21 protein-coding genes are annotated in these 21,536 nt (G+C 68.0%); 10 read left to right on the plus strand and 11 right to left on the minus strand.

Features of this window, described 5'->3' with window-relative positions; genetic code table 11:
- Positions 1-139 precede the first annotated feature (139 nt).
- Positions 140-883 (plus strand): queuosine precursor transporter, encoded by a 744-nt coding sequence (locus ACZ9J7_RS10210; RefSeq protein WP_476209116.1) that lies wholly within the window; start codon positions 140-142, stop codon positions 881-883.
- 90 nt (positions 884-973) lie between these two features.
- On the opposite strand, the gene ACZ9J7_RS10215 is transcribed toward ACZ9J7_RS10210, so the two are convergent.
- The 7 genes from ACZ9J7_RS10215 to ACZ9J7_RS10245 all read right to left on the minus strand — a co-directional run bounded on the left by ACZ9J7_RS10215 (position 974) and on the right by ACZ9J7_RS10245 (position 7,439).
- On the minus strand, positions 974-1,912 hold the full coding sequence (locus ACZ9J7_RS10215) for a type IV toxin-antitoxin system AbiEi family antitoxin domain-containing protein (protein WP_476209117.1): 939 nt from the start codon (positions 1,910-1,912) through the stop codon (positions 974-976).
- 156 nt (positions 1,913-2,068) lie between these two features.
- Positions 2,069-2,818 carry a dienelactone hydrolase family protein gene (locus tag ACZ9J7_RS10220; protein WP_476209119.1) on the minus strand — a complete coding sequence of 250 codons (750 nt, stop codon included), beginning with the start codon at positions 2,816-2,818 and terminating at the stop codon, positions 2,069-2,071.
- Between the two features lie 35 nt (positions 2,819-2,853).
- Entirely contained in the window at positions 2,854-4,140 is a 1,287-nt protein-coding gene (tgt, locus tag ACZ9J7_RS10225; protein WP_476209121.1) for a tRNA guanosine(34) transglycosylase Tgt, read from the minus strand.
- Positions 4,141-4,209: 69 nt separating this feature from the next.
- Entirely contained in the window at positions 4,210-4,935 is a 726-nt protein-coding gene (locus ACZ9J7_RS10230) for an SRPBCC family protein (RefSeq protein WP_476209123.1), read from the minus strand.
- Positions 4,936-5,017: 82 nt separating this feature from the next.
- Positions 5,018-6,049 (minus strand): DUF6707 family protein, encoded by a 1,032-nt coding sequence (locus tag ACZ9J7_RS10235; protein WP_476209124.1) that lies wholly within the window; start codon positions 6,047-6,049, stop codon positions 5,018-5,020.
- 88 nt (positions 6,050-6,137) lie between these two features.
- Entirely contained in the window at positions 6,138-6,677 is a 540-nt protein-coding gene (locus ACZ9J7_RS10240) for an NUDIX hydrolase family protein (RefSeq protein WP_141158190.1), read from the minus strand.
- Positions 6,678-6,686: 9 nt separating this feature from the next.
- The gene (locus ACZ9J7_RS10245) at positions 6,687-7,439 is read right to left on the minus strand and encodes a VOC family protein (protein ID WP_476211834.1); all 753 of its coding nucleotides are present in this window, start codon (positions 7,437-7,439) and stop codon (positions 6,687-6,689) included.
- Between the two features lie 106 nt (positions 7,440-7,545).
- On the opposite strand from ACZ9J7_RS10245, the gene ACZ9J7_RS10250 reads away from it, so the two are divergent.
- Positions 7,546-8,148: a YdeI/OmpD-associated family protein gene (locus ACZ9J7_RS10250; protein ID WP_476209126.1), complete on the plus strand. Its 603-nt coding sequence runs from the start codon at positions 7,546-7,548 to the stop codon at positions 8,146-8,148.
- A gap of 134 nt (positions 8,149-8,282) precedes the next feature.
- Positions 8,283-9,938, plus strand: coding sequence for a glycoside hydrolase family 32 protein (locus tag ACZ9J7_RS10255; RefSeq protein ID WP_476209127.1), 1,656 nt, complete (start codon positions 8,283-8,285; stop codon positions 9,936-9,938).
- Here the strand turns inward: ACZ9J7_RS10255 and ACZ9J7_RS10260 are convergent.
- Positions 9,935-11,224 (minus strand): glycoside hydrolase family 76 protein, encoded by a 1,290-nt coding sequence (locus ACZ9J7_RS10260; protein ID WP_476209128.1) that lies wholly within the window; start codon positions 11,222-11,224, stop codon positions 9,935-9,937. The two genes, ACZ9J7_RS10255 and ACZ9J7_RS10260, sit on opposite strands and share 4 nt — an antisense overlap.
- 140 nt (positions 11,225-11,364) lie before the next feature.
- On the opposite strand from ACZ9J7_RS10260, the gene ACZ9J7_RS10265 reads away from it, so the two are divergent.
- Entirely contained in the window at positions 11,365-12,159 is a 795-nt protein-coding gene (locus tag ACZ9J7_RS10265; protein WP_476209129.1) for a 3-hydroxyacyl-CoA dehydrogenase, read from the plus strand.
- Entirely contained in the window at positions 12,156-13,361 is a 1,206-nt protein-coding gene (locus ACZ9J7_RS10270) for an acyl-CoA dehydrogenase family protein (RefSeq protein ID WP_476209130.1), read from the plus strand. Before ACZ9J7_RS10265 ends, ACZ9J7_RS10270 begins: the two co-directional genes overlap by 4 nt.
- On the opposite strand, the gene ACZ9J7_RS10275 is transcribed toward ACZ9J7_RS10270, so the two are convergent.
- On the minus strand, positions 13,358-14,200 hold the full coding sequence (locus ACZ9J7_RS10275; protein ID WP_476209131.1) for a DUF1684 domain-containing protein: 843 nt from the start codon (positions 14,198-14,200) through the stop codon (positions 13,358-13,360). The genes ACZ9J7_RS10270 and ACZ9J7_RS10275 overlap by 4 nt on opposite strands.
- A 91-nt stretch (positions 14,201-14,291) precedes the next feature.
- Between ACZ9J7_RS10275 and ACZ9J7_RS10280 the strand changes: the two genes are divergently transcribed.
- The 4 genes from ACZ9J7_RS10280 (at position 14,292) to ACZ9J7_RS10295 (ending at position 19,256) form a co-directional block, all read left to right on the plus strand.
- Positions 14,292-14,831, plus strand: a complete 540-nt coding sequence (locus ACZ9J7_RS10280; RefSeq protein ID WP_476209133.1) for a hypothetical protein — start codon at positions 14,292-14,294, stop codon at positions 14,829-14,831.
- Between the two features lie 113 nt (positions 14,832-14,944).
- Entirely contained in the window at positions 14,945-17,752 is a 2,808-nt protein-coding gene (ppc, locus tag ACZ9J7_RS10285; RefSeq protein WP_476209135.1) for a phosphoenolpyruvate carboxylase, read from the plus strand.
- A gap of 109 nt (positions 17,753-17,861) precedes the next feature.
- Positions 17,862-18,830 carry an IS481 family transposase gene (locus ACZ9J7_RS10290; RefSeq protein ID WP_476209137.1) on the plus strand — a complete coding sequence of 323 codons (969 nt, stop codon included), beginning with the start codon at positions 17,862-17,864 and terminating at the stop codon, positions 18,828-18,830.
- A gap of 120 nt (positions 18,831-18,950) precedes the next feature.
- Entirely contained in the window at positions 18,951-19,256 is a 306-nt protein-coding gene (locus tag ACZ9J7_RS10295; RefSeq protein WP_457948136.1) for a hypothetical protein, read from the plus strand.
- On the opposite strand, the gene ACZ9J7_RS10300 is transcribed toward ACZ9J7_RS10295, so the two are convergent.
- The gene (locus ACZ9J7_RS10300) at positions 19,253-19,876 is read right to left on the minus strand and encodes a DedA family protein (RefSeq protein WP_457948137.1); all 624 of its coding nucleotides are present in this window, start codon (positions 19,874-19,876) and stop codon (positions 19,253-19,255) included. The two genes, ACZ9J7_RS10295 and ACZ9J7_RS10300, sit on opposite strands and share 4 nt — an antisense overlap.
- A 34-nt stretch (positions 19,877-19,910) precedes the next feature.
- Here ACZ9J7_RS10300 and ACZ9J7_RS10305 point away from each other — a divergent pair, with 34 nt between their 5' ends.
- A complete protein-coding gene (locus ACZ9J7_RS10305) occupies positions 19,911-20,435 on the plus strand; it encodes an O-acetyl-ADP-ribose deacetylase (RefSeq protein ID WP_476209138.1) in 525 nt (174 codons plus the stop codon).
- Here ACZ9J7_RS10305 and ACZ9J7_RS10310 read toward each other — a convergent pair.
- Entirely contained in the window at positions 20,432-21,415 is a 984-nt protein-coding gene (locus tag ACZ9J7_RS10310) for an RluA family pseudouridine synthase (protein WP_476211835.1), read from the minus strand. The genes ACZ9J7_RS10305 and ACZ9J7_RS10310 overlap by 4 nt on opposite strands.
- Positions 21,416-21,536 lie beyond the last annotated feature (121 nt).

Here is a 21,536-nt window from a genome sequence, read left to right on the forward strand (position 1 = left end):
TCAAAAAATAGTTCGTGCCGGCCGGCCTTTCTCCTTGGGGAGCTTCGGCGGACGATGCGGTGCGAGAATGGCACGAGTGCTAATACAACCGGCCGCCCAGTACGGCAGGCCGGCCAACCACTCTTGAACGGATCCCTTGATGACCCCTGCCCCCGGCCACGGCACCGTGCCCCAAACCGTCCAACCGACTGCCGCAGGTCCCAACGCCAGATTCGCGGACATCGGTTCGCCCTACTTCGGGATCATGCTGGCGGCCATGGCAGTGGTGCTGATCCTGTCCAACATCGGAGCGTCCAAGGGGGTGGCATTCGGCCCCATCGTCACCGACGGCGGCTTCTTCCTCTTCCCGCTCGCCTACATCCTTGGCGACGTGATCAGTGAGGTCTACGGCTTCAAGGTGGCCCGCAAAGCCATTCTCACCACATTTGCGCTCTCCGTCTTCGCTTCCCTCTGCTACTGGGTGGTTATTGCGCTGCCCGGGTTCGACGACGAGTACGGCGCCGCGAAACAATCCGCCCTGGAAGGGGCACTTGGCCCCGTGCCACAGATCGTCCTGGCCTCCCTGCTGGCATTCCTGGCAGGGCAGACCATCAACTCCTGGATCCTGGTCCGGATGAAGGCCCGCACCGGCGAGAAGTCCCTGTGGGCACGGCTCATGGGTTCCTCGGGAGCCGGGGAGTTTGTGGACACGCTGATCTTCTGCAGCATCGCCGCGCCCGTCATCGGCATCGCCGATCTCGGCAGCTTCGTGAACTACGTGCTGGTGGGTTTCGTCTACAAGACCCTGGTGGAGTTCCTCTTCGTCCCCGTGACTTCGCTGGCCATCAACTGGGTTAAGCGGCGCGAGCCCAGTTACGGCGCCTCCGTGCCATCAGGTTGCTAATCGCGTAGGATCGCCGGAAAGGTACCGGATAGCCGGAAAGAACCGGCGATCCGGCACCTTTCCGGCGATTTGGGCGCTCCACCGGCGTGGCTACGGTCGGAGTGCGGCAAGCACGCGGGCTTTGAACTCGTGTTCGCGGAAGAGGTCGGCCCACTTCACGCGCACAAACGTCCAGCCGTTCTCGGTGAGGGCATTCTCCCGCTGTCGTTCCTGGAACAGCACCTCACCAGTCGGTTTGTAGTCGAAGTACTTCGTCTTCCCGTCGAATTCGAGGGCAACCTTCTTTTCCTTCCAGGCGAAATCCAGCCGGTACCGGCCGGCACGCGTATCCACCGAGACTTGGGGCTCCGGCAAGGGAAGTTTCAGCCGCATGAGGAGTTCGCGCGTGAGTGTCTCTCCGGCGGACTCCGAGCGCGGATCTGCGTGCGCGAGCGCCAGCCGGAGGGTCCGGATCCCGCGCCGTCCCTGCAGGCCGTCAGCCATGCTTTCCATCAGGGCCCTGTCCGCGCCGAGCCGGAGGGCGTGGTCCATCAGCACCAGCGACTGCCGATAGCCCAGCATCATGGCACAATCCACTGCCGTCCGCTCCAGCGAGGTCACCTTGAGGCCCCCGAGGGTCACCACCTCCAACGCAGTCCAGGGCCTGGTATGGCCGCGGACATCCTTGCCGAGCCGCTCACTGGAAGGGTTTCCCGGCATCAAAAGGTGGACCAGGTCATCCACGTCCCAGAGATACAACCCGTGCAGCCGGGCCGCGGAGGTGTGGCTGTACACGTAGCCGCCGGCCGAAGTGGTCAGCGTCCCGAGTGCATGGGCGTGAATCAGCTGCATGCTGCGGACGGGACGTGACTGTTTTTCCCACAGCTCGGCGCGGATGTAGCAACCGTGGCGGAGGCGGACCAGCTTCCCGTGGAGGACCAAGGCCTTGATGGCCCGGGAATTGAGGCCGTTCCCGTGCAGTTGCCCGGTCCGCCACAGGTTGCCGGTGTTTGGCAGAGCCGGGAGAGGGGTTGGTTGCTGCGGTGTCATCCCAACAGGATCCCGCCGCTGCGGCACTCACTGAAAGCGCCGCCGTCGTCATGTGGACAACGTCCTGCGTCCCCAACTCGCTGGAACCCGTCCGGCTCGCCGCAACGTTCCGGCGGGCCGGCAGCTTTCCGGCGGGTTCGACGGCGGGCGGACGGCTTAGGCCTTCAGCGTCCCGTCCAGCAGGGCGCGCAGTTCCTCGAAGTGCCGCTCCGTGGCTTCCGGGTGGAACGCCGAGGTGTCCGCCATGGAGTATCCGTGTGGCGCGCCCTGGTAGATCTCGTTGGATGCCTGCAGCCCCGCGGCATTGAGCGCTTCGCCCAGGCGCGCGACGGCGTCGGGGGCCATGCTCCGGTCGTGGTCCGCGTGCCCGAAGACGAACCGGGCACGGGCGCTGCCAAGCCCCAGGTGCGGGCTGTCCGGATCCTCCGTTGCCAGCCCGCCGCCGTGGAAGCCGCCGCACGCTGCCACCACTTCGGGGTGCGAGGTGGCGGTCCGGACCGCGAGCCGGGCGCCCATGCAGTAGCCGGTGGTGCCGATGGGCCCCGGCGCCACGCCGTCGAGGGCTGCCAGCGCGGAAACCCACGCATCGATGTCCGGCAGGGCCTTGTCCGGGGTCAGGCGGCCTACCCGCGGGAAGGCAGCTTTGCCGGCGGCTTCCCGGCCCTCCTGGGTGGACATGTCGCCCTCGGGTGCGAGCTCGGCGACTGTTCCTTCACGGTAGAAAACGTTGGGCGCCAGCACCACGTAGCCCCAGTCGGCAATGCGCTGTGCCATCTCCTGGATGCGCGGGCGCAGGCCGAACGCATCCATGTAGAAGATGACCCCCGGGAACGGGCCGGTTCCGGTGGACGGGCGGGCAACGATGGCTTCGGCGCGGCCTGCAGGGGCCTGGATCTCGATGAGCATCTGGTCAGGATAGCGGAGGCTCCCGGGAGGCATGCTCAGGAGTAGTACCGGCCCAGGGTCTCTGCCTTGAAGTCGAAGAACGTTCCCGACTCGATGGCCAGCCGGGCGTCGTCCACCATCTTCACCACGAACCGCTCATTGTGGATGGAGATCAGGGTGGCGGACACCATTTCCTTGGCCTTGAACAGGTGGTGGATGTACGCCCGCGAGTAGTTGGTGCAGGCATAGCAGTCGCAGCCCTCCTGCAGCGGCCCAAAGTCGCGCTTGTACTTGGCGCCGGAGAGGTTGAACCGGCCTTCCGGGGTGTAGAAGGCGGAGTTCCGGGCCACCCGGGTGGGGGAGACGCAGTCGAAAGTGTCGGCGCCGTTCTCGATGGCCGTGAAGATGTCATCCGGTTCGGAAATGCCCAGCAGGTGCCGCGGCTTGTCCTCCGGCAGTTCCTCGTTGCACCAGCGGACGATCGTGCCCAGGTTTTCCTTCTCCAGCGCCCCGCCGATCCCGAACCCGTCGAACGGCATGGCGCCAAGGTCGCGGCATGCCTTCCGGCGCAGGTCCTCGTACTGGGCGCCCTGGATCACGCCGAACAGGGCCTGGTACGGCTTGTCCGCGCGGTCCTCCGTAAGGCGGAAGTGTTCCGAGATGCACCGCTCCGCCCACAGCCGGGTGCGCTCCAGCGATTCCTCCTGGTACCGCCGGGAGTTCTGCAGGGTGGTGAGCTCATCGAACGCGAACATGATGTCCGCGCCGATCTGGTGCTGGACCTGCATGGAGATCTCGGGGGAGAACCGGTGCCGGTCGCCGTTCAGGTGGGACTTGAACCAGACACCGTCGTCGTCGATGTGCGCCAGCCGCTCCTTGCCCGGGGCCACGGCGTCATCGGGCCCGGAAGTATCCACGGACTTCATGTCGATGACTTTCTTGAACCCCGAACCGAGGCTCATTACCTGGAAGCCGCCGGAATCAGTGAAGGTGGGGCCCGGCCAGTTCATGAAGGCACCCAGGCCGCCGGCCTCGTCCAGGATGTCCGGGCCCGGCTGCAGGTACAGGTGGTAGGCATTGGCCAGGAGCGCCTGCGCTCCCAGGTCCGCCATGGATTCCGGCAGCACGGCCTTCACCGTGGCTTTGGTCCCGACGGCGATGAACGCCGGCGTCTGGATCTCACCGTGCGGGGTGGTGACGGTCCCGGTGCGGCCCAGGAATTCCCCGCCGTTTCCAGCTTCCTGCGCAGCCGATGGCGGGCAGGACTCCGCAAGGCGCGTGCCGACCTTGAAGGAGAACTGTGATCGGATTTCCGGCAGGGCAAAGGCGGGGTTGGCTGGCACCGTACCAGTGTGCCAGCAATCCGCCCGCGGCCCGTAAACGCGGGCCCCTGAAGCCGTGTGCCGGTACGCTCAGCTGGCCGGTTCCGAGGCCGGATAGTTCGAGGCGCGCCAGGAATCCCAGGATTGCCGGATGGCGTCGAAGGCGCCGGCGCCAAGATCGTAGGTGGAGGCGATGACGAACGAGCCGTCACCCTCCTCGCGGACGTCCTTGATGGCGGGATGGTCTGCCACCACCAGCAGCCCCTCGCCGTGCTCCGCGTAGCTGTGCACCGTGAGCCCCACCTGGTGGCTGGTCCGGTACCAGACCTTGCCGCTGATCTCCTCGCCGGTGCCGAGCGTCAGCTGGTACGGCTCACCCGGTGCAGGGAGGTCCGAGAGCCCCAGCTTGTCGATCGCGGAGCCGTTGCCTTCGCTCAGGTGCAGGAACAGGGTGTGCCGCTTGCCGTGCGGGTGGCGTTCCAGGGCGAACCGGAGCTGCTGCAGGAAGGTCAGCCAGCCCTGCGTGATGTCCTCGTCCCAGGCCGCCCATTCGGAGTTGTGGTCCACCGCGCCGCGGTTGACGCTGACCCGGGTACCGTCCGCGACCGGGTGGAGCTCGAACGTGTCCCCGCCGTGCACGGTCAGGCTGGTGTGGTCCGCGGATTCCTGCACATCGGAGAAGTAGATCTCCTTGATCTCGGACTCCAGGTCCTCGGCCTGCCAGCCATGCCACTGGGCCACCCTGGACGGTTCCCGCAGCATGGTCCAGACCTGCGGGGCATCGGCGTTGATCACTACGCTGAGATTGTTCGTCATAGCCCCGAATGTACAACTCCGGCTACGCCCGGGGTAGGGCTAATTTCCCTTGCCGGAAGATGCCGGCAACGCGGCCCCGGGGTCAGGAGCGTACGGCCTCCAGCTCGTTGCTGATGCGCCGTTCAAGTTCGGACATGCCGATGGTTTCCGATCCGCCGTGGGCCCGCAGGAACAGCAGGGATTCGAGCCGCAGCAGCCGCCATTCGCGCTCGGCGTCGTGGTTGGAGTTGTCGATCGAGCGGAAGATTTCCTTGTCGTACAGGTTGGGCTCATTGAGCGAGCGCTGCCGCACCTTGGCCGCCATCCGTGCCTTGAAGGCGTCCGTCTCCTGGTTTTCGGGAGTGCGGATCAATTTCTCGTAGACCTCGGCGCGTTCGTCCTGGCCATCCTGCCGGCAGATATAGCTGGCCAGCGCGAGGGCTGCCTCCACCGAGGTCCACCGGCCCGGGTTTCCGTCGTAGGGGAGCACGGTGATCAGGTCCGCCACCGACAGTGCGCCGTCCGCGTCCTTGAGCGTGATGAACAGTTCGTGCGCCAGGTCGCTGAGGTCCTTCAGGCAGCTGCCGGACTTGAAGTTGACCCCCTTCGAGAGCCGGTCCGCCAGGAGCAGGACGCCCTCGGCATCGGGGTGGGCCTCCGCGGCTGCTTCCACCACGGATTCGGGGGTGCCGTCCGGGGCCGGGATGAGCGCCAGTTCCTCCTCGCCGGGCCCGGTCACCGCAGGCGGTGCCGGGGGAAGGGGCGGGACGACGACGGCGGGCGCCACGTTGAGGGGACCGGTCCCGGCGCCGGGCTGCTCCTGCGCGCCGTGCCGGGGCGTCGGGGTTTCCGCCGGCGGTACGGCCTCGGGAAGGTCCGCCGGCAGCGGAAGCTGGGTGACGTCGTCGTGCGCGCCGTCCACCACGGTGACCATGGTGCCGATGGCCACCCGCAGGGTGCCGCCGCCGGAGAGGCTGGCCAGGACCAGTGCAGGGGAGCCGAAGTCGTCGTGCTCGAGCTCCACCTGGTCGATTTCGGCTGTGCGCCGGCCGTCGGGGAGGAGGATGTGGCTGCCGGTGGTCAGAGATCCAGCCTGCTGTTCACGGTGGTGCCTGGCGGCTGGTGATTCGGTCATGGGAGTCCTTAAGTTCTCTTGCGGTCCGCCCTACAGTCTACAAAGGCAGGCACTCAAAACCGGGGACCCCCACGTCCCGGCGGGGTGGTCAGAAGCCCACGCCTGCAAACGCCAGGGCCTGCCGGATCAGGCCGCCGCGGCCGCCGGAGAACTCCATCTGGACGCCGGGGCTGAGGACTTCCTCCGGGGTCATCCATGTCAGTTCCAGGGCGTCCTGGCGCGGCTCGCATTCGCCCGTCACCGGGATCACGTAGGCCAGCGACACGGCGTGTTGCCGCTCGTCCGTGAAGCCGGTCTGGGACGGCGCGGGGAAGTATTCAGCCACGGTAAACGGCACGGGGCTCAGCGGCAGCTGCGGGAACGCCAGGGGGCCCAGGTCCTTTTCCATGTGCCGGAGCAGGGCGGCGCGGATGGTTTCGCGGTAGATCACACGGCCGGAGACCAGGGAGCGCACCATGGTCCCGTCCGCATCCGCCTGCAGCAGCGTGCCCACCTCGTTGACGTATCCCAGCGGGTCCAGCCTGACCGGTACTGCCTCCACGTACACCATGGGCAGCCGCCCGCGCGCCTCAAAGAGGTCTTCTTCGGAGAGCCAGCCGGGATTCGGGTCAGGTGTGCGCACGTTCATGCTTAAGTTCTACCCCATGGGGCGGTGCTGGGAGACCCACACCGTGGCGGGCGCGTTGGGGGAGCCCGCGTCGGGATTGGCCACGTGGAGGGTGCTGCCAAACGCCTCCTCCGTCAGGCTGGCGGCGAAGCCGGCCGCGGTGAGGCGCTCCCGCAGCGGCTCCAGGCCGCCGTCGTATTCAAAGCCAAGGCCCGAGCGGGACGCTCCGGCTGCCGGCCGCACCAGGAGTACCCCGCCATTCTTGGCCGTGAAGTCCGCGGTTTCGTCGTTGTCCGGCACGGGCCGGGGGCGGGCGCCGATGTGCAGCAGCGTGCGGACGGCACCTTCGGGGTCCGCGGTGTACCAGACAGCGGCGACGGCCAGTGCGGGATCGGCGTCGGCGCACTGGGCAAAGTGGGCGGCCTTGTCCGCGAGGAAGCTGAACCCGTCCGGCGCGCTGATCCGGCAGGCGTCACCGTGGTCAGCGGTGACGAGTTCGGCCGGTCCGGCGCCTTCCGCCGCCCCTTCCTGTGGGGACTCCTCCTGGGCTGAGAGGTTGGTGCGCCTGGCAAATTCGGCCACGTCTCCCACTTCCACCGCCAGCACCGTCCGGCCGTCCTGGCCCGAACCCGCCTCCGCGGAGTGGAGCGCCACGCGGCCCGACGCCGAATCAAAGACCTGCCACCCGCCGTCGTCCTCTGTGTGCACCATCCCCAGGGCGGTGAGGAGCTGCTTCCAGGACTCGGTGTGCGAGGTGAAATGGACGGGGCGGACTCGGAGCATGGCGTTGTCCTCGGGGTAGCGGATGGGCCGGTAGGGCCATGATGCCACGTGTGGCTGTCCGGCACACGGGCCTTGTGGTGCAGGATTCCACAGGCAGAATTAGGCCATGGCCAATGACCTTGAGGAACTGCTGCTGCCCGACGCTGCCGCATGGCGCGCCTGGCTGGAAGAGAACCACGGCACCAGCCCGGGGGTGTGGCTGGTGCTGCACAAGAAGGGCGGGACGGTGACGGGCCTTGACTACGCGGCGGCCCTGGACGAGGCCCTGTGTTTTGGCTGGATCGATGGCCAGGGCCGGCGCCGGGACAGCGAAAGCGTGTTCCAGCGGATGACGCCGCGGCGCCCCCGGAGCATCTGGTCGGCGCGGAACGTGGGGCACATTGCGCGGCTTGAGGAGGCCGGGAAGATGACCGGGGCCGGACGGGCCGCTGTGGCGGCGGCCAAGGCTGACGGCCGCTGGGAAGCGGCCTACGGCGGGCAGGCCGACCTCGAGGTGCCGGAAGACCTCGCGGCCGCCATTGCAGCCAACCCGGCGGCGCAGGCCACCTTCGAGGTCCTGACGAAAACCAACCTGTTCGCCCTGGTGTTCAGGACCAATTCGGCGAAACAGGCGGCCACCCGGGAACGCAGGATCGCCGGGTTCGTGGACATGCTGGCACGGGGAGAGACACCCTATCCGCAGAAGAAGCGGCCACCGGCACGGGACTGACGGCTGGTGTATGACGTCCCGGGATTGGGTTCCCGTGAACCTGGCCGGTAAAATTGACGGTTCACTTGCGCTGGTGCCGTTCCCCTGTCCCGGGGGACGGCACTTGTGCGTTCAGCGACGGATCGACACCACCCATGCCCTCCCCACGTCCCGCGTCCATTCGTGCCGCCCTTCGGCGTCCCCCCGTTCTGTGGGTCCTGGCCGCCGTCGCCGTGCTGGCGCTGGCCGTTTCGCTGCTGCTGGCGGGCACCGGCCAGCGGGGCCCCAACCAACAGGACAACGGGCCGCAGGAAAGCAGCCCGCCGGGAACCGGCCAACCAACCGCCGCGCCTCCAATGGAAGCCGCGACTGGGGGAGATGCCGGTTTCCGTCCGGCGTACCACCTCAGTCCGGACGGGCACTGGATGAACGATCCGCAGCGGCCTTTTTTCCTTGATGGGCTGTGGCATTACTACTACCTCTACAACGCCGACTACCCGGAAGGGAACGGTACCGAGTGGTTCCACGCCACCAGCACGGACTTGGTGCACTGGAAGAACCAGGGCGTGGCCATTCCCAAATTCCGCAACGGCCTGGGCGACGTCGAGACCGGCTCCGCGGTGGTGGACACCGAAGGGACCGCCGGGTTTGGCAAGGGGGCCGTGATCGCCGTCCTCACCCAGCAGCACGACGGTGTCCAGCGCCAGTCCCTGTTCTACTCCACCGACAAGGGCTACAGCTTCCAGGCCTATGGGCAGAACCCGGTGATGGAGAACCCCGGCATCGAGCACTGGCGGGACCCGCGGATCGTCCGGGACGACGCCAACAACCAGTGGCTGATGCTCCTCGCGGAGGGCCACAAGATCGGCTTCTACACGTCAAAGGACCTCAAGCAGTGGACCTACGTTTCGGGGTTTGGCCAGGAGGGGCTGGGAATCCTGGAGTGCCCGGACTTCTTCCAGCTGGACCTCGACGGCGACCCCGCCAAGCGCACCTGGGTCCTGGCAGCGAGCGCCAACGGATCAGCGGAGGGCCGCACCACCGGCCTGGCCTACTGGACCGGAAGCTTCGACGGAAAGGCCTTCGCTCCGGAGGGCGGCCACCAGTGGCTCGACGGCGGCCCGGACTTCTACGCGGCCGTCACCTGGGATGACCCGCGGCTGGACGACGCGCAGCGGAAGGCGTCCCGGCGCGCCATCGGCTGGATGAACAACTGGGCGTACGCCCGGAAACTTCCCACCGACACCTGGTACGGGGCCGCCTCCCTGGTGCGGGATCTCCGGCTGGCGTCCGACGGCGGCCGGCCGTCCCTGGTGTCCTCGCCCACGGCCGCGCTCCAGTCACTGGAGGGGGCGCCGGTGCAGGTGCCAGGCGGGAGCATAGGTGACGGCCTGGCACTCCCGGTTCCGGACGGTGGCGCCTTCAAGGCCGACGTCGAGCTGGCCCGGCCCGCGGACGGCACCGGACGGGCGCGGCTGCTGCTGCAAAGCGGCGGCACCACCTATGCCACGGTGGGCTACGATTTCGCGGCCGGCCGGGCGTTCGTGGACCGCGGTGGCGATGCGGCGGCCGCCGGGGCGGACTCCAGTGGCGAATATCGGCAGGAACGCTCGGTCGACGCCTGGCCGGCCGGGGACACCATCCGCCTCACCGTCTACGTGGACCGGTCCTCCATCGAGGTCTTTGTGGCGGGGCGGACCCTGACGTCCCTGGCGTTTCCGCCGGCAGGCAAAAAGGAAGCCCGGCTGGTTGCTGACGGGCCGGTATCGCTCAACGGCGGAACCGTCACGCCGCTGGCCGGCATCCGCTAAGCGCCGGCTGCGGCGGTGACGGCTGCCGCGGCCTCCAGCGCCATCCAGGCCTGAAGCTGGGTGGAGAGCTCGACGGCGGCGCCCGGCGGATACGTCGCAGCCGCCGGTTGGGATGCGTGCACCGAGAAGATGCTCGTGCCTTCGCGACGGGCTTTTGCCTCGCCGGAGCCGACGGGGCGACGGCCGGACCAGAATGCTTCGGCCGTGCCGGTCACCAGCCGCGCAGCCGTGGCGCGGGTGGGGCGGGGAAGCCGTTGGTCTGCGGCGGCGAGTGCCAGGTAACGGCAGAGGATCCCGGTGAAGAGGCCGCCGTCGCCCGTTCCTTCGCAGCGCAGCACCGCATCACTGGAGCCGGGACCGGGGCCGTTGCTGCCCGGAACGGTCAGCAGCCGCTGCACGGCGTCCACCAGGACCGCGGCGCGGGCCAGGTTCGCCTCGCCGCCCAGCTCCAGGAGCGCACCCAGCACCGGGCCTTGGTTGTAGGTGTACACCGCCCGCTCCAGCACCACCTCCCCGGTAGGATTCAGGCGTGCGCCGTCGAGGTAGAGGGCCTGGTCCGCGTCAAAGAGCGTGGCATCGAGCCAGTCCAGGAGCGCCTGGGCCTTGGCGTGCTGGCCGGTGCGGGCATAGAACAGGGCCACCGGCGCCGTTGCGGGGGTGTTCTTGAAGTCCCGTTTCTTGCTCCAGAATGTCCCACCGCCCAGGTCCTCGGTGCAGGCGGCGTCGAACTGCAGCGCCAGCGACGCCCGGACCACGGCGTTGCGGCGGCGGCCCGGGCGCCGGGTTTCCTCGGCCAGCCTGTCCAGTCGGAGCGTTGCCAGCGCGAGCCACGCCATGTCGTCGTAGTAGCTGTTCACGAAGGTCAGGGCGTTGCGGAGCCTGATCCCGGTGACCAGCCGCGAGGCCAGGTGCCCCGCGCTGGGCCGGCTCGGGCCGTCGAACCGGGCCGCCGGGGTGGCTCCGCCGCCAAGTTCCCGCCGCCCGGCGTCCACCAGGCAGTCAACGTAGTGCGCCTGCCACCAGTAGTGCCAGGGGAGGGCCAACGATGCGGCGGGCCGCATCCGGCGGAGCACGGCACGCCACCGCGGCCCTGGCTGGGTGCCGGGCTCCTGCTCCGGCGTTGAGGGGGTGGGCTGACCGGCCGCATGCCGGCCCTGCCACAGCACGGCGCCCAGGTGGGTTCCGGGCAGGAATAGCAGTTTCCGGCCGAACAGGGCGGTCACGGAACGGGCTGCGTGGTTCGCCCGGTCCTGCCAGGTGGTGGGGGAGGTGCTGCTGGACGTCATGCCGTCCACCCTAACCGCGCCGCGGGTACCAGGGTCTGCATCGTGTGGGGGTGAGTGCGGCGGCGCCGGATTTCAGTTAACATTCATTAACTGTTGCTCGGGGCCGCGCCGCGGCATGGGACACACATCAAGGAGGATGGATGGACATCAAAGGCAGCGTCGCACTGGTGACAGGCGGGGCGTCCGGGCTGGGAGCAGCCACCGCGCAGAGATTGTTCGACGCCGGCGCATCCGTCGTGCTCGTTGACCTGCCGTCCTCAGGCGGCCAGGCAAGGGCGGACGATCTGAACGGCCGCGCCGCAGCCGGCCAGTCCGCCGTCTTTGCCCCCGCTGACGTGACCAGCGAGGCCGATGTCCGGGCCGCCGTCGGGACCGCCGCGGGGCTGGGCCCGCTCCGGATCGTGGTTAACTGCGCTGGGATCGCCACCCCCGGCAAGGTCCTGGGACGGGACGGAGTGCTGCCCCTGGAATCCTTCAGCAAGGTCATCCAGGTCAACCTGGTCGGGACCTTCAACGTCCTGCGCCTGGCCGCCGAGGCAATGGTGGCCACCGAGCCCGCCGACACCCCGCTGGGCGGCCCGGAACGCGGCGTCATTATCAACACTGCCTCCGTGGCGGCCTTCGACGGGCAGATCGGCCAGCCCGCATACTCGGCCTCCAAGGGCGCCGTGGCCGCCATGACGCTGCCGATCGCCAGGGAGCTGGCGCGCTCGCTGGTCCGGGTGGTCACCATCGCCCCGGGCATTTTCGAGACCCCCATGATGGCCGGCCTTTCGCAGGAGGCGCAGGACTCGCTGGGCGCCCAGGTTCCGCACCCGTCCCGGCTGGGCAAGCCCGCGGAATATGCCAACCTGGTGGCGCACATCGTGGACAACGCCATGCTGAACGGCGAAACCATCCGCCTGGACGGCGCTATCCGGATGGCACCGAAATGAGCGCGCCGGACTCCCCGCAGCTGCCGGCGGCGGACTTCTTCGCCGTCGAAGCGATGCTGGACGAGGCTGAACGGAAAAAGCTCGCCGAGTTGCGTGACTTCCTGGCCGCCGAGGTGGCGCCGTACGCAGGGGAGTGGTGGAACAAGGCCGAGTTTCCTGCCCATATGCTCCCCAAGCTGGCCACGCTGGAGCTGAGCACGCCGGTCCACCGCGGCTACAGCCACCTCTTCGCCGGGCTGGTCATCGCGGAGATCACCCGCGTGGATACTTCCCTGGCCACGTTCTTCCTGGTCCATCACGACCTCTTCGTCGAATCCCTGCACACCTTCGGCACGGAGGACCAGAAGCAGCGGCTGCTGGCCGACGCCTCGGAGCTGCGCACCACCGGCGCATTCGCCCTCACCGAACCCCTGCACGGATCCGACGTAGCGGGCGGGATGGAGACGCGGGCCCGGCGCATTTCGTCCCGCACAGGAGAAGCGGACGACGACGGCGACACCTGGGTGCTCAACGGTGCCAAGCGGTGGATCGGGAACGGGACGTTCTGCGACTACATGCTGGTGTGGGCCAGGGACGAGGCGGACGGTTCGGTGCGGGGCTTCATCGTGGACGCCACGCTGCCGGGGGTCAGCCGGACCAGGATCGAGAACAAGATCGCCCTGCGCACCGTCCAGAACGCGGACATCGTGTTCAAGGATGTCAGGGTTGCCGAGGCCGACCGCTTCGGCGGGATCAGCAGCTTCGAGGACACCAAGGAACTGCTCCGCAGCTCACGGATCATGGTGGCCTGGCAGGCGGTGGGCCAGCAGCTGGCGGCGTTCGACGTTGCCCGGCAGTACGCCGTGGAACGCCACCAGTTCGGCCGCCCGCTGGCCCACTTCCAGCTGATCCAGCAGCAGCTGGTGACCATGCTGGGCAACGCGGTGGCAAGCATGGCCATGATGGTTGGGATCGCCAGGCTGCAGGACCAGGGTGCCGCCGGCATGCCACAGGTGGCGCTGGCAAAGTCCTACATCAGTGCCCGCATGCGTGAGACCGTGGCGCTGGGCCGGTCCATCCTGGGCGGGAACGGGATCGTCACCGATTACCGGATGGCCAAGATCTTCGCCGACGCCGAAGCCATTTACACCTACGAGGGCTCGTTCGAGGTCAACACCCTGATCGTGGGCCGGGCCATCACCGGAATTTCAGCCATTTCTTAGGCGGGATAGGGTTCTTTCTCGCCCGCCTCCACCCGGATGTCCAGGCTGTTGTTCTTCACCGGCATGGGGCAGGTGCCGTAGGGGGTGAAGGCGCTGGGATAGTTGATGGCCCGGTTGAAATCCAGTATCACCGAGCCGTCCGGGCGGGGCCTGGGGAGGGAGAGCTTCCGCCAGTCATCGGTGGTGTCGCCGTTGGTCTCGTCGTGGAAGGTGACGGTCAGGGCGCCCAGCTTCTCCTCCTCCGCCTGGAGCCGGAACTCGTGGCTGCTGCCCGGGAGGCTGAACACCACGTCACCGACACTGCGGTGGACGCCGTCCACCAGCGGGTTCGCGGTGCCGATCGGTACGTCCACCGGTTCCGGGTAGGGCTCGAAGCGGCCCGTCACCTCCCAATCGGGGTTGTAGGGATAGGTGGGCACGCCGTCGAAGTCTGTGAAAACCGGCGACGACGAGTCCCGGGTGCGGATGGCGTACCGCCCGCCGCGCATGGCCAGTTCCACCACCACCTGGTCCCCGTCCGGGCTGCCGAACTGCACCCACATCAGCGACTCCTCGTCCGCCAGGACGGCGGAGATGGTGCCGTCCACCGTTTCCCCGGTCTCCACCAGGGTGAGCCCGTCCGCCGGGACGGCGGTGAGGAACGCCGTCGTGCCCGTGCCGTCCGTGGACCATAGGCCAGGGACCAGGTCGACGGCGGCGCGGGAGTCCTCGAGCCACTGGAAGGAGGTGAGGGTGAGCCAGCCGTGAGGCGTTGCCAGGGCCTTGTCACGGTTGGCGCGGAAGCGCTGCCAGCGCTCGACTTTGGCGGCTGGGGCAGTAGCGGCTGCGGTGGTGGCCATGGTTCCTTCCGGTTGCGTTGCCCCCGCTACAACCGCCGGCCAGGCCCGTTCATTCCGCCAGACGGACATCACGCCGGGGTTGAATGGGTGGGTGGACATCCTTAGCGGAGTGAATCGGGAGTGGCTGGCAGCCCTCACCTGGCTGGCGGCGGTGCTCGCCGGCGCGAGTGTGCTGCTCTGGCGCCGCCGGCGTGCAGACCTCGCCGCGCTCACCGCCGTCGTCGTCTTCATGGCAGCAAACGTCGGCGCGGGCATCTACGTCCTGAACCACCTGGCCGACGGGCGCTGGGGCGGGGACGCGCAGGCCAAGCTCGCACCGCCCACGCTGTCCGGCGCTCCCGTGGTGGGCCAGTTCCTGGAGCCCCTCGACACAGCCATGACGGGCATGGCCGGCGGGGTCAATGACTTTATCGACTTCCGTGCCGCGCTGCCCGTGGCGCTGGACTTCTTCGCCGCGGCCGGCTGGGCACTGGCCGTTTCGGTGCCGGTGGCGCTGGCAGCCGCCGTTGTGCAGGGCGGGAGGGCCCGCCGTCGGAAGACCGAGGCTGCCGGCTGGCAGGGCGAGGTGGAAAAGCTCCGGGCGGAGCTGGACGCCGTGAAACGCCACGTGGGGTACCGCGACATCTTGTGAGACGGATTCCACTGAGCCGCCGGTCCGGGGGTAGCATCTTTAGCTAGTAACGTGGCTCACAGTATCCAGCGCAGTGTACGGGCCAAGTCCAAATCCGTCGAAAGATTGTTTCAATGGCTCACACTGCAACACCTCCCGAGACCGATCTTGCCTCCGAACTGCGCGCGGACGTCCGGCGTGTCTCCACGCTGCTGGGCGAATCGCTGGTCCGCCAGCACGGACCGGAGCTCCTGGACCTCGTGGAGCAGGTCAGGCTCCTGACCAAGGAATCCAAGGAAGCAGCGCGTGGCGGTGCGCACGCCACGGGGCCCTGGAGCGCGCACGACGTCGTTGCCCAGGTCCGCGAAATGCTCGGCTCCCTGCCTATCGAGCAGGCAACCGACCTGGTGCGTGCCTTTGCGTTCTACTTCCACCTGGCCAACGCCGCCGAGCAGGTGCACCGGGTCCGCGGCCTGCGGACCCGTGCCGAAAAGGACGGCTGGCTGGCCAAGACCGTGGCGGACATTGCCGCGCAGGCCGGCCCGGACGTGCTGCAGGAAGTGGTCAACGGGCTGGACGTACGGCCCATCTTCACCGCCCACCCCACCGAGGCATCCCGCCGCTCCGTCCTGGACAAGATCCGCAAGCTCTCCGACGTCCTGTCCCAGTCCACTGCCGAAGGGTCCACTGCCCGGCGCCGGCAGGACCGGCAGCTGGCTGAAATCATCGACCAGATGTGGCAGACCGACGAACTCCGCCAGGTCCGGCCCACCCCCGTGGATGAAGCCAGGAACGCCATCTACTACCTGGGTGGCATCCTCACCGACGCCATGCCGGAAATGCTGTCCGAACTCTCCGAGCTGCTGGGCGAGCACGGCGTCACCCTCGCCTCCAAGGACGCCCCTATCCGGTTCGGCTCCTGGATCGGCGGTGACCGCGACGGCAACCCGAACGTCACCGCCGCCGTAACCCGCGAAATCCTGCAGATCCAGAACCAGAGCGCCATCCGGATCAGCATCGGCATGATCGATGAGCTGATTTCCATCCTGTCCAACTCCACGGCGCTGGCAGGCGCGGACCAATCCCTCCTTGAGTCCATTGATGAGGACCTGAAGAAGCTGCCCGGCCTGGACAAGCGCGTCCTGGAGCTGAACGCCCAGGAGCCGTACCGGCTGAAGCTCACCTGCATCAAGGCCAAGCTCATCAATACGGGCAAGCGGGTGGCTGCGAACACCAACCACGAGCACGGCCGGGACTACAGCGGAACCGAGGAACTCCTGGCGGACCTGCATTTGCTTGAGCTCTCGCTCCGGAACCACTCTGCGGCCCTGGCCGCGGACGGCGCCCTGGCCCGCGTCCGCCGCGCCATCGCCTCCTTCGGCCTGCACCTTGCCACCCTGGACATCCGCGAACACGCGGACCACCACCACGACGCCGTGGGCCAACTGATGGACCGGATCGGCGGCCCCGGCCTGCGCTACGCCGAGCTGAGCCGCAGGGAACGCTTCGAGGTGCTGGGCTCAGAGCTCGCCTCCAGGCGTCCCCTGTCAGGCCACCCCATCAAGCTCGACGGCGCCGCCGACGGTACCTACGACGTCTTCCGCGAGATCCGCCGGGCCCTGCGCATGTACGGCCCGGACGTCATCGAGACCTACATCATCTCCATGACCCGCGGCGCCGACGACGTCCTGGCCGCCGCCGTCCTGGCCCGTGAGGCCGGCCTGGTTAACCTCTTCGGCGACAAGCCGTACGCCAAGCTCGGCTTCGCGCCGCTGCTGGAGACGGTGGAGGAGCTGCGTGCCTCGGCAGAGATCATCGACCAGCTGCTGTCCGATCCCTCCTACCGGGAGCTGGTGCGGCTGCGCGGCGACATCCAGGAAGTGATGCTGGGCTACTCGGACTCCAACAAGGAGTCCGGCGTGATGACCAGCCAGTGGGAAATCCACAAGACCCAGCGCAAACTGCGCGACGTCGCCGCCAAGCACGGCGTCCGCGTCCGCCTGTTCCACGGCCGCGGCGGTTCCGTGGGCCGTGGCGGCGGCCCCACCTACGACGCCATCCTGGCCCAGCCCAACGGTGTCCTGGAAGGCGAAATCAAGTTCACCGAACAGGGCGAGGTCATCTCCGACAAGTACTCCCTGCCGGAGCTTGCCCGGGAAAACCTGGAGCTGTCGCTGGCTGCGGTGCTGCAGGGTTCGGCCCTGCATCGCAACCCGCGGACCTCCGAGGACCAGCGGGAGCGGTACGGACACGTCATGGAAGCCATCTCGGATGCCGCGTTTGACCGGTACCGGAAACTGATCGACCACCCGGATCTGCCCGCCTACTTCATGGCTTCAACCCCGGTGGAGCAGCTCGGTTCGCTCAACATCGGCTCCCGCCCGTCCAAGCGGCCGGATTCCGGTGCCGGACTGGGCGGCCTGCGCGCCATCCCGTGGGTGTTCGGCTGGACGCAGTCACGGCAGATCGTGCCCGGCTGGTTCGGTGTGGGCTCCGGCCTGAAGGCTGCCCGGGAAGCCGGACACTCCGCCCAGCTGGTGGAGATGATGGATCACTGGAACTTCTTCCGGTCCGTGTTGTCCAACGTGGAGATGACCCTTGCCAAGACGGACATGGACATCGCCGGCTACTACGTGTCCACCCTGGTCCCGGAGGAACTGCACCACCTGTTCCGCACTATCCGGGAGGAGTACGAGCTCACGGTGGCCGAGGTCCGCAAGCTCACCGGCGAGAACATCCTGCTGGACGCCCAGCCCACGCTGAAGCGTTCCCTGGAGATCCGGGACCAGTACCTGGATCCCATCAGCTACCTGCAGGTTGAACTGATGCGCCGCATCCGGACCGAGGCGGAAATCAGCGGAGCCGAGATCGACGAGCGCCTCCAGCGGGCCATGCTGATCACCGTCAACGGCGTGGCGGCAGGCCTCCGCAACACCGGCTAGATGTATTGACCACGGAGGTTAGGAACATGCGGCGTGGTTAGGTGACAAAAAGAAGACCTCCAAGTGGAGTGGGGCTTGTCTAAGAGTCCGATCCACAAGGAGGTCTTCAATGTCCCATGCTAACGCGCTTCTGACGCCGAAGGGACGGCTCCGGCTGGCCCGGTGCATCGTCGATGACGGGTGGCCGCTGCGCCGTGCTGCTGAGCGGTTCCAGGTGTCGGTGACGACCGCAGCGCGGTGGGCGGCCCGTTACCGGGAGCACGGTGAGCACGGGATGGGTGATCGTTCCAGCCGGCCCATCAACTCCCCGCGACGGACCTCCATGCGGCGGGAGCGGCGGATCGTCGCGATCAGGGTCAACCGCCGCTGGGGCCCGGCACGGATCGGCTATCTGCTGGGCATCCACCCCTCCACGGTGCACCGGGTCCTGTCCCGATTCGGGCTGGCGAGGCTGTCGTGGCTGGACCGGGCCACGGGCCGGGTGATCCGCCGCTACGAGCACCACAGACCCGGGGACCTGGTCCACGTCGACATTAAGAAACTTGGACGGATCCCCGACGGCGGGGGCCACCGCAGTGTCGGCAGGGCCGCCGGAAACCGGAACAAGACCGGCACCGCGGCGAACAGGAGACCGGGCCACGCTTTCTTGCACAACGCCGTCGATGACCACTCCCGGCTCGCCTACACGGAGATCCTGACCGATGAGAAAAAGGACACCGCGGCCGGATTCTGGGAACGTGCCAACGCCTACTTCGAGTCCCACGGGATCACGGTCAAACGGGTCCTGACCGATAACGGTTCCTGCTACCGCTCCTACGCGTTCAAAGACGCCTTGGGCCCGGACATCAAGCACAAACGCACCCGTCCCTACAGGCCTCAGACCAACGGCAAAGTCGAGCGCTACAACCGCACCCTGCTCGACGAATGGGCCTACGCCCGTCCTTACAGATCAGAGGCCGAGCGTGTTGCCGCTTTCGCTGGCTGGCTCCATCACTACAATCATCATCGAGGTCACACCTCACTCAAAGGTCAGCCACCGGCCAGCCGCGTCACCAACCTCTCAGGTCAATACAGCTAGACGCCCGCTCATTTTTGGCCGTTTTTGATGGAACGCCCGCTCACCACCAGCCCTGGAGGTGAGCGGGCGTTTCGGATTCAAGCGCAGGATGTGAGCGGGGGTTTGGATAGGGTTGGAGGCATGCCTTCCTTCCAGACCCGCCTCAAGATCACCGGGCTGCGGCCCGGCAATCCGCCCGAGGCGGTGATGGACGCGGCCGTGGAGGCGCTGGGCACCCGGCACCACGTGGAGGCGCACCAGCTCCAGATCGCCGGCGGCGTGCCGCAGCTGAACCTGCGCTTCCTGGTTGAGGCGACCGAGTACAGCGGCGAGAACCGCCAGGCGGTGGAGTCGGCAGTGATGATGCGCGACGCCGTCGAACGTGTTGCGCTGACGGGTGCACTCAGCGTGCTGCGGCGCAGCCGCGGCAAGTGGCTGCCCGTTTAGCCTGCGTCGGGGACGGGCTCGTCCTCCACGGGTGACCGGTCGCCGCGGCGCCGGGTGACGATGATGCCCACGACGGCGCCGATCACCAGGCCAACGGCCACGCCGATGAGGGAGCTGGCCCAGAACGGGAGCTTGGTGGCAGAACCGGTGAAGTAGCCCAGTCCCACCAGCCAGCACGCCCACAGGACTGCCCCCAGCCCGGCGCACAGACTGAAGCCGCGGACGGAGACGTTGGCGATGCCGGACGCTGCGGATGTGGCAAGCCGGCCGCCGGGGATGAACCGGGCGCCGATGATGGTCCCGTAGGTGGACGACCGGCCGGCCTTGGCCAGCGCGGAATGGATGCCGGCGTGGACGCGGCGACCCCATTTCCAGCGGTCCAGCACATGGCTCAGCCGCCGGCGGAAAAGGTGGAACACCACCATGTCTCCCAGCCAGGAGGCGACGGCGGCGAGGACCAGCACCAGGAACACGTTGGCCCGGCCGTCCGCGGACAGTGCCCCGCCGGTAATCACCAGCATCTCCGACGGGATGGGCGGAAAAATTGCGTCGCCGATCACCACCGGGATGACCCAGAAATAAAGGGCCGTCCCCCAGCTGTCAACGCTGCCGAAGTCCATTGCCACAAGGTACCGCACTTGGGAAACTGGCGGCATGCGGATCTCGGTTCTGCAGGGTGACATTACGCAGCGGCGGGTGGACGTGGTGGTGAACGCCGCGAACCCGTCGCTGCTTGGCGGCAGGGGAGTGGACGGGGCGCTGCACCGGGCTGCCGGGCCGGAACTGCTGGCTGTATGCCGGGAACTGCGTGCCACCCAGCTCCCGCATGGCCTCCAGACCGGGGCCGCTGTGGCAACACCGGCTTTCCGGCTGCCGGCACGCTGGGTGATCCACACGGTGGGACCAAACCGCCACGCGGGACAGACCAACCGCGCCCTCCTGGTGTCCTGCTTCAGCGAAAGCCTGCGGCTGGCCGCCACGTTGGAGGCCGGCACGCTTGCCTTCCCGGCGGTGGGAGCCGGGGCCTACGGGTGGAGCGCCGGGGCCGTTGCCGCGGCGGCGCTGGAAGCGCTGGCCGGTTTCCGGGCCGCCCATCCGGCCGGCGGGGTGGAGCTGGTGGAGTTCGTGCTGCGCACCGCGGAGGTGGAGGCGGTGTTCAGGGAGGTCCTCGGGGCCTAGGCCCGTCCCCGGACCGCTTCGCTGAGTTCCAGGCTGCTGCGGTATTCCACGGGCTTTCCCGAGACCGGGTCAACGAACCGGATGCCGCGGGCCAGGAGCTGGAGCGGCCTGGCGTAGTCGTCCGGGGCCTTGTCCAGCAGGTCCGGATAGAAGGCGTCATTCACGATCCCCAGCCCCAGCGAGGCCATGTGGACCCGCAGCTGGTGGGTCTTGCCGGTGTGCGGTTCCAGGCGGTACCTGGCCAGGCGCTGAGCTGTACCCATGGCGCCTGTATCGGTGCCGCCGGCACTTGCCGGTGCGCCGCCGTCGAACGTTTCCAGCCGCTCAATCCTGGTTTCCGCGTTCGGTTCGCCGTCGATGACCTCCGCCAGCAGGTAGCTGCGGGACTTGGTCATCCGGTTGCGGACCACCACGGGGAAGTCGACGGCGGGGTGCCCCGGCGCGGGCTCGGCGACGGAGACGCACTCGTACTCCTTCTGCACCTGCCGCTTTTCGAACAGCACCTGGTACTTCCCCCGGGTCAGCGGGTTGGTGGAGAACAGCAGCACGCCGGCGGTCATGCGGTCCAGCCGGTGCATGGGGATCAGGTCCGGCAGCTCCAGCTGGTTGCGGAGGCGCACCAGGGCTGATTCCTGGATGTAGGTGCCGCCCGGCGTGGTGGGCAGGAAGTGCGGTTTGTCCACCACGAGCAGGTGCTCGTCCCGGTGCAGGATGCTGATCTCCACCGGCAGCCGCGTCTCGGGCGGCAACGTCCGGTAGTACCAGATGAAGGTGTGGTCCTCGAGCCTGGTGTGCCGGGTCAGTGGTACGCCGCCCTCGCCCACGATCTCGCCGGCGTCGAACCTGTCCTCGATGCCCTGCGGGTCGATGTGGCCCCAGCGGTGCATCATGTAGTCCATCGCTGTCTCCCACGGGCCCTCCTCCGGAAGGCGCAGGCGCGTGGCATTGACGCCGTCGCGGACGGGGAGGGGGGATTGCATCACCGTTCCATTCTACCGGCGCTGCTGCGGCCGGTCCGGCCCGCTGCCGGCCGCTGCCGGCCGCCGAACCGCCGGGTTCGCCGGAGGCCTGCGAGCTCGCCGGAAGTTCCCTGTGTGTCAG

The organism is Pseudarthrobacter sp. TE9888, assembly GCF_056279345.1.

What these genes read in the sequence shown, in the direction of transcription:
- ACZ9J7_RS10210 (WP_476209116.1), top strand. Translation starts at nt 140, where the DNA reads ATGACCCCTGCCCCCGGCCACGGCACCGTGCCCCAAACCGTCCAACCG.
- ACZ9J7_RS10215 (WP_476209117.1), bottom strand. Translation starts at nt 1,912, where the DNA reads ATGACACCGCAGCAACCAACCCCTCTCCCGGCTCTGCCAAACACCGGC.
- ACZ9J7_RS10220 (WP_476209119.1), bottom strand. Translation starts at nt 2,818, where the DNA reads ATGCTCATCGAGATCCAGGCCCCTGCAGGCCGCGCCGAAGCCATCGTT.
- ACZ9J7_RS10230 (WP_476209123.1), bottom strand. Translation starts at nt 4,935, where the DNA reads ATGACGAACAATCTCAGCGTAGTGATCAACGCCGATGCCCCGCAGGTC.
- ACZ9J7_RS10235 (WP_476209124.1), bottom strand. Translation starts at nt 6,049, where the DNA reads ATGACCGAATCACCAGCCGCCAGGCACCACCGTGAACAGCAGGCTGGA.
- ACZ9J7_RS10240 (WP_141158190.1), bottom strand. Translation starts at nt 6,677, where the DNA reads ATGAACGTGCGCACACCTGACCCGAATCCCGGCTGGCTCTCCGAAGAA.
- ACZ9J7_RS10245 (WP_476211834.1), bottom strand. Translation starts at nt 7,439, where the DNA reads ATGCTCCGAGTCCGCCCCGTCCATTTCACCTCGCACACCGAGTCCTGG.
- ACZ9J7_RS10250 (WP_476209126.1), top strand. Translation starts at nt 7,546, where the DNA reads ATGGCCAATGACCTTGAGGAACTGCTGCTGCCCGACGCTGCCGCATGG.
- ACZ9J7_RS10255 (WP_476209127.1), top strand. Translation starts at nt 8,283, where the DNA reads ATGCCCTCCCCACGTCCCGCGTCCATTCGTGCCGCCCTTCGGCGTCCC.
- ACZ9J7_RS10260 (WP_476209128.1), bottom strand. Translation starts at nt 11,224, where the DNA reads ATGACGTCCAGCAGCACCTCCCCCACCACCTGGCAGGACCGGGCGAAC.
- ACZ9J7_RS10265 (WP_476209129.1), top strand. Translation starts at nt 11,365, where the DNA reads ATGGACATCAAAGGCAGCGTCGCACTGGTGACAGGCGGGGCGTCCGGG.
- ACZ9J7_RS10270 (WP_476209130.1), top strand. Translation starts at nt 12,156, where the DNA reads ATGAGCGCGCCGGACTCCCCGCAGCTGCCGGCGGCGGACTTCTTCGCC.
- ACZ9J7_RS10275 (WP_476209131.1), bottom strand. Translation starts at nt 14,200, where the DNA reads ATGGCCACCACCGCAGCCGCTACTGCCCCAGCCGCCAAAGTCGAGCGC.
- ppc (WP_476209135.1), top strand. Translation starts at nt 14,945, where the DNA reads ATGGCTCACACTGCAACACCTCCCGAGACCGATCTTGCCTCCGAACTG.
- ACZ9J7_RS10290 (WP_476209137.1), top strand. Translation starts at nt 17,862, where the DNA reads ATGTCCCATGCTAACGCGCTTCTGACGCCGAAGGGACGGCTCCGGCTG.
- ACZ9J7_RS10295 (WP_457948136.1), top strand. Translation starts at nt 18,951, where the DNA reads ATGCCTTCCTTCCAGACCCGCCTCAAGATCACCGGGCTGCGGCCCGGC.
- ACZ9J7_RS10300 (WP_457948137.1), bottom strand. Translation starts at nt 19,876, where the DNA reads ATGGACTTCGGCAGCGTTGACAGCTGGGGGACGGCCCTTTATTTCTGG.
- ACZ9J7_RS10305 (WP_476209138.1), top strand. Translation starts at nt 19,911, where the DNA reads ATGCGGATCTCGGTTCTGCAGGGTGACATTACGCAGCGGCGGGTGGAC.
- ACZ9J7_RS10310 (WP_476211835.1), bottom strand. Translation starts at nt 21,415, where the DNA reads ATGCAATCCCCCCTCCCCGTCCGCGACGGCGTCAATGCCACGCGCCTG.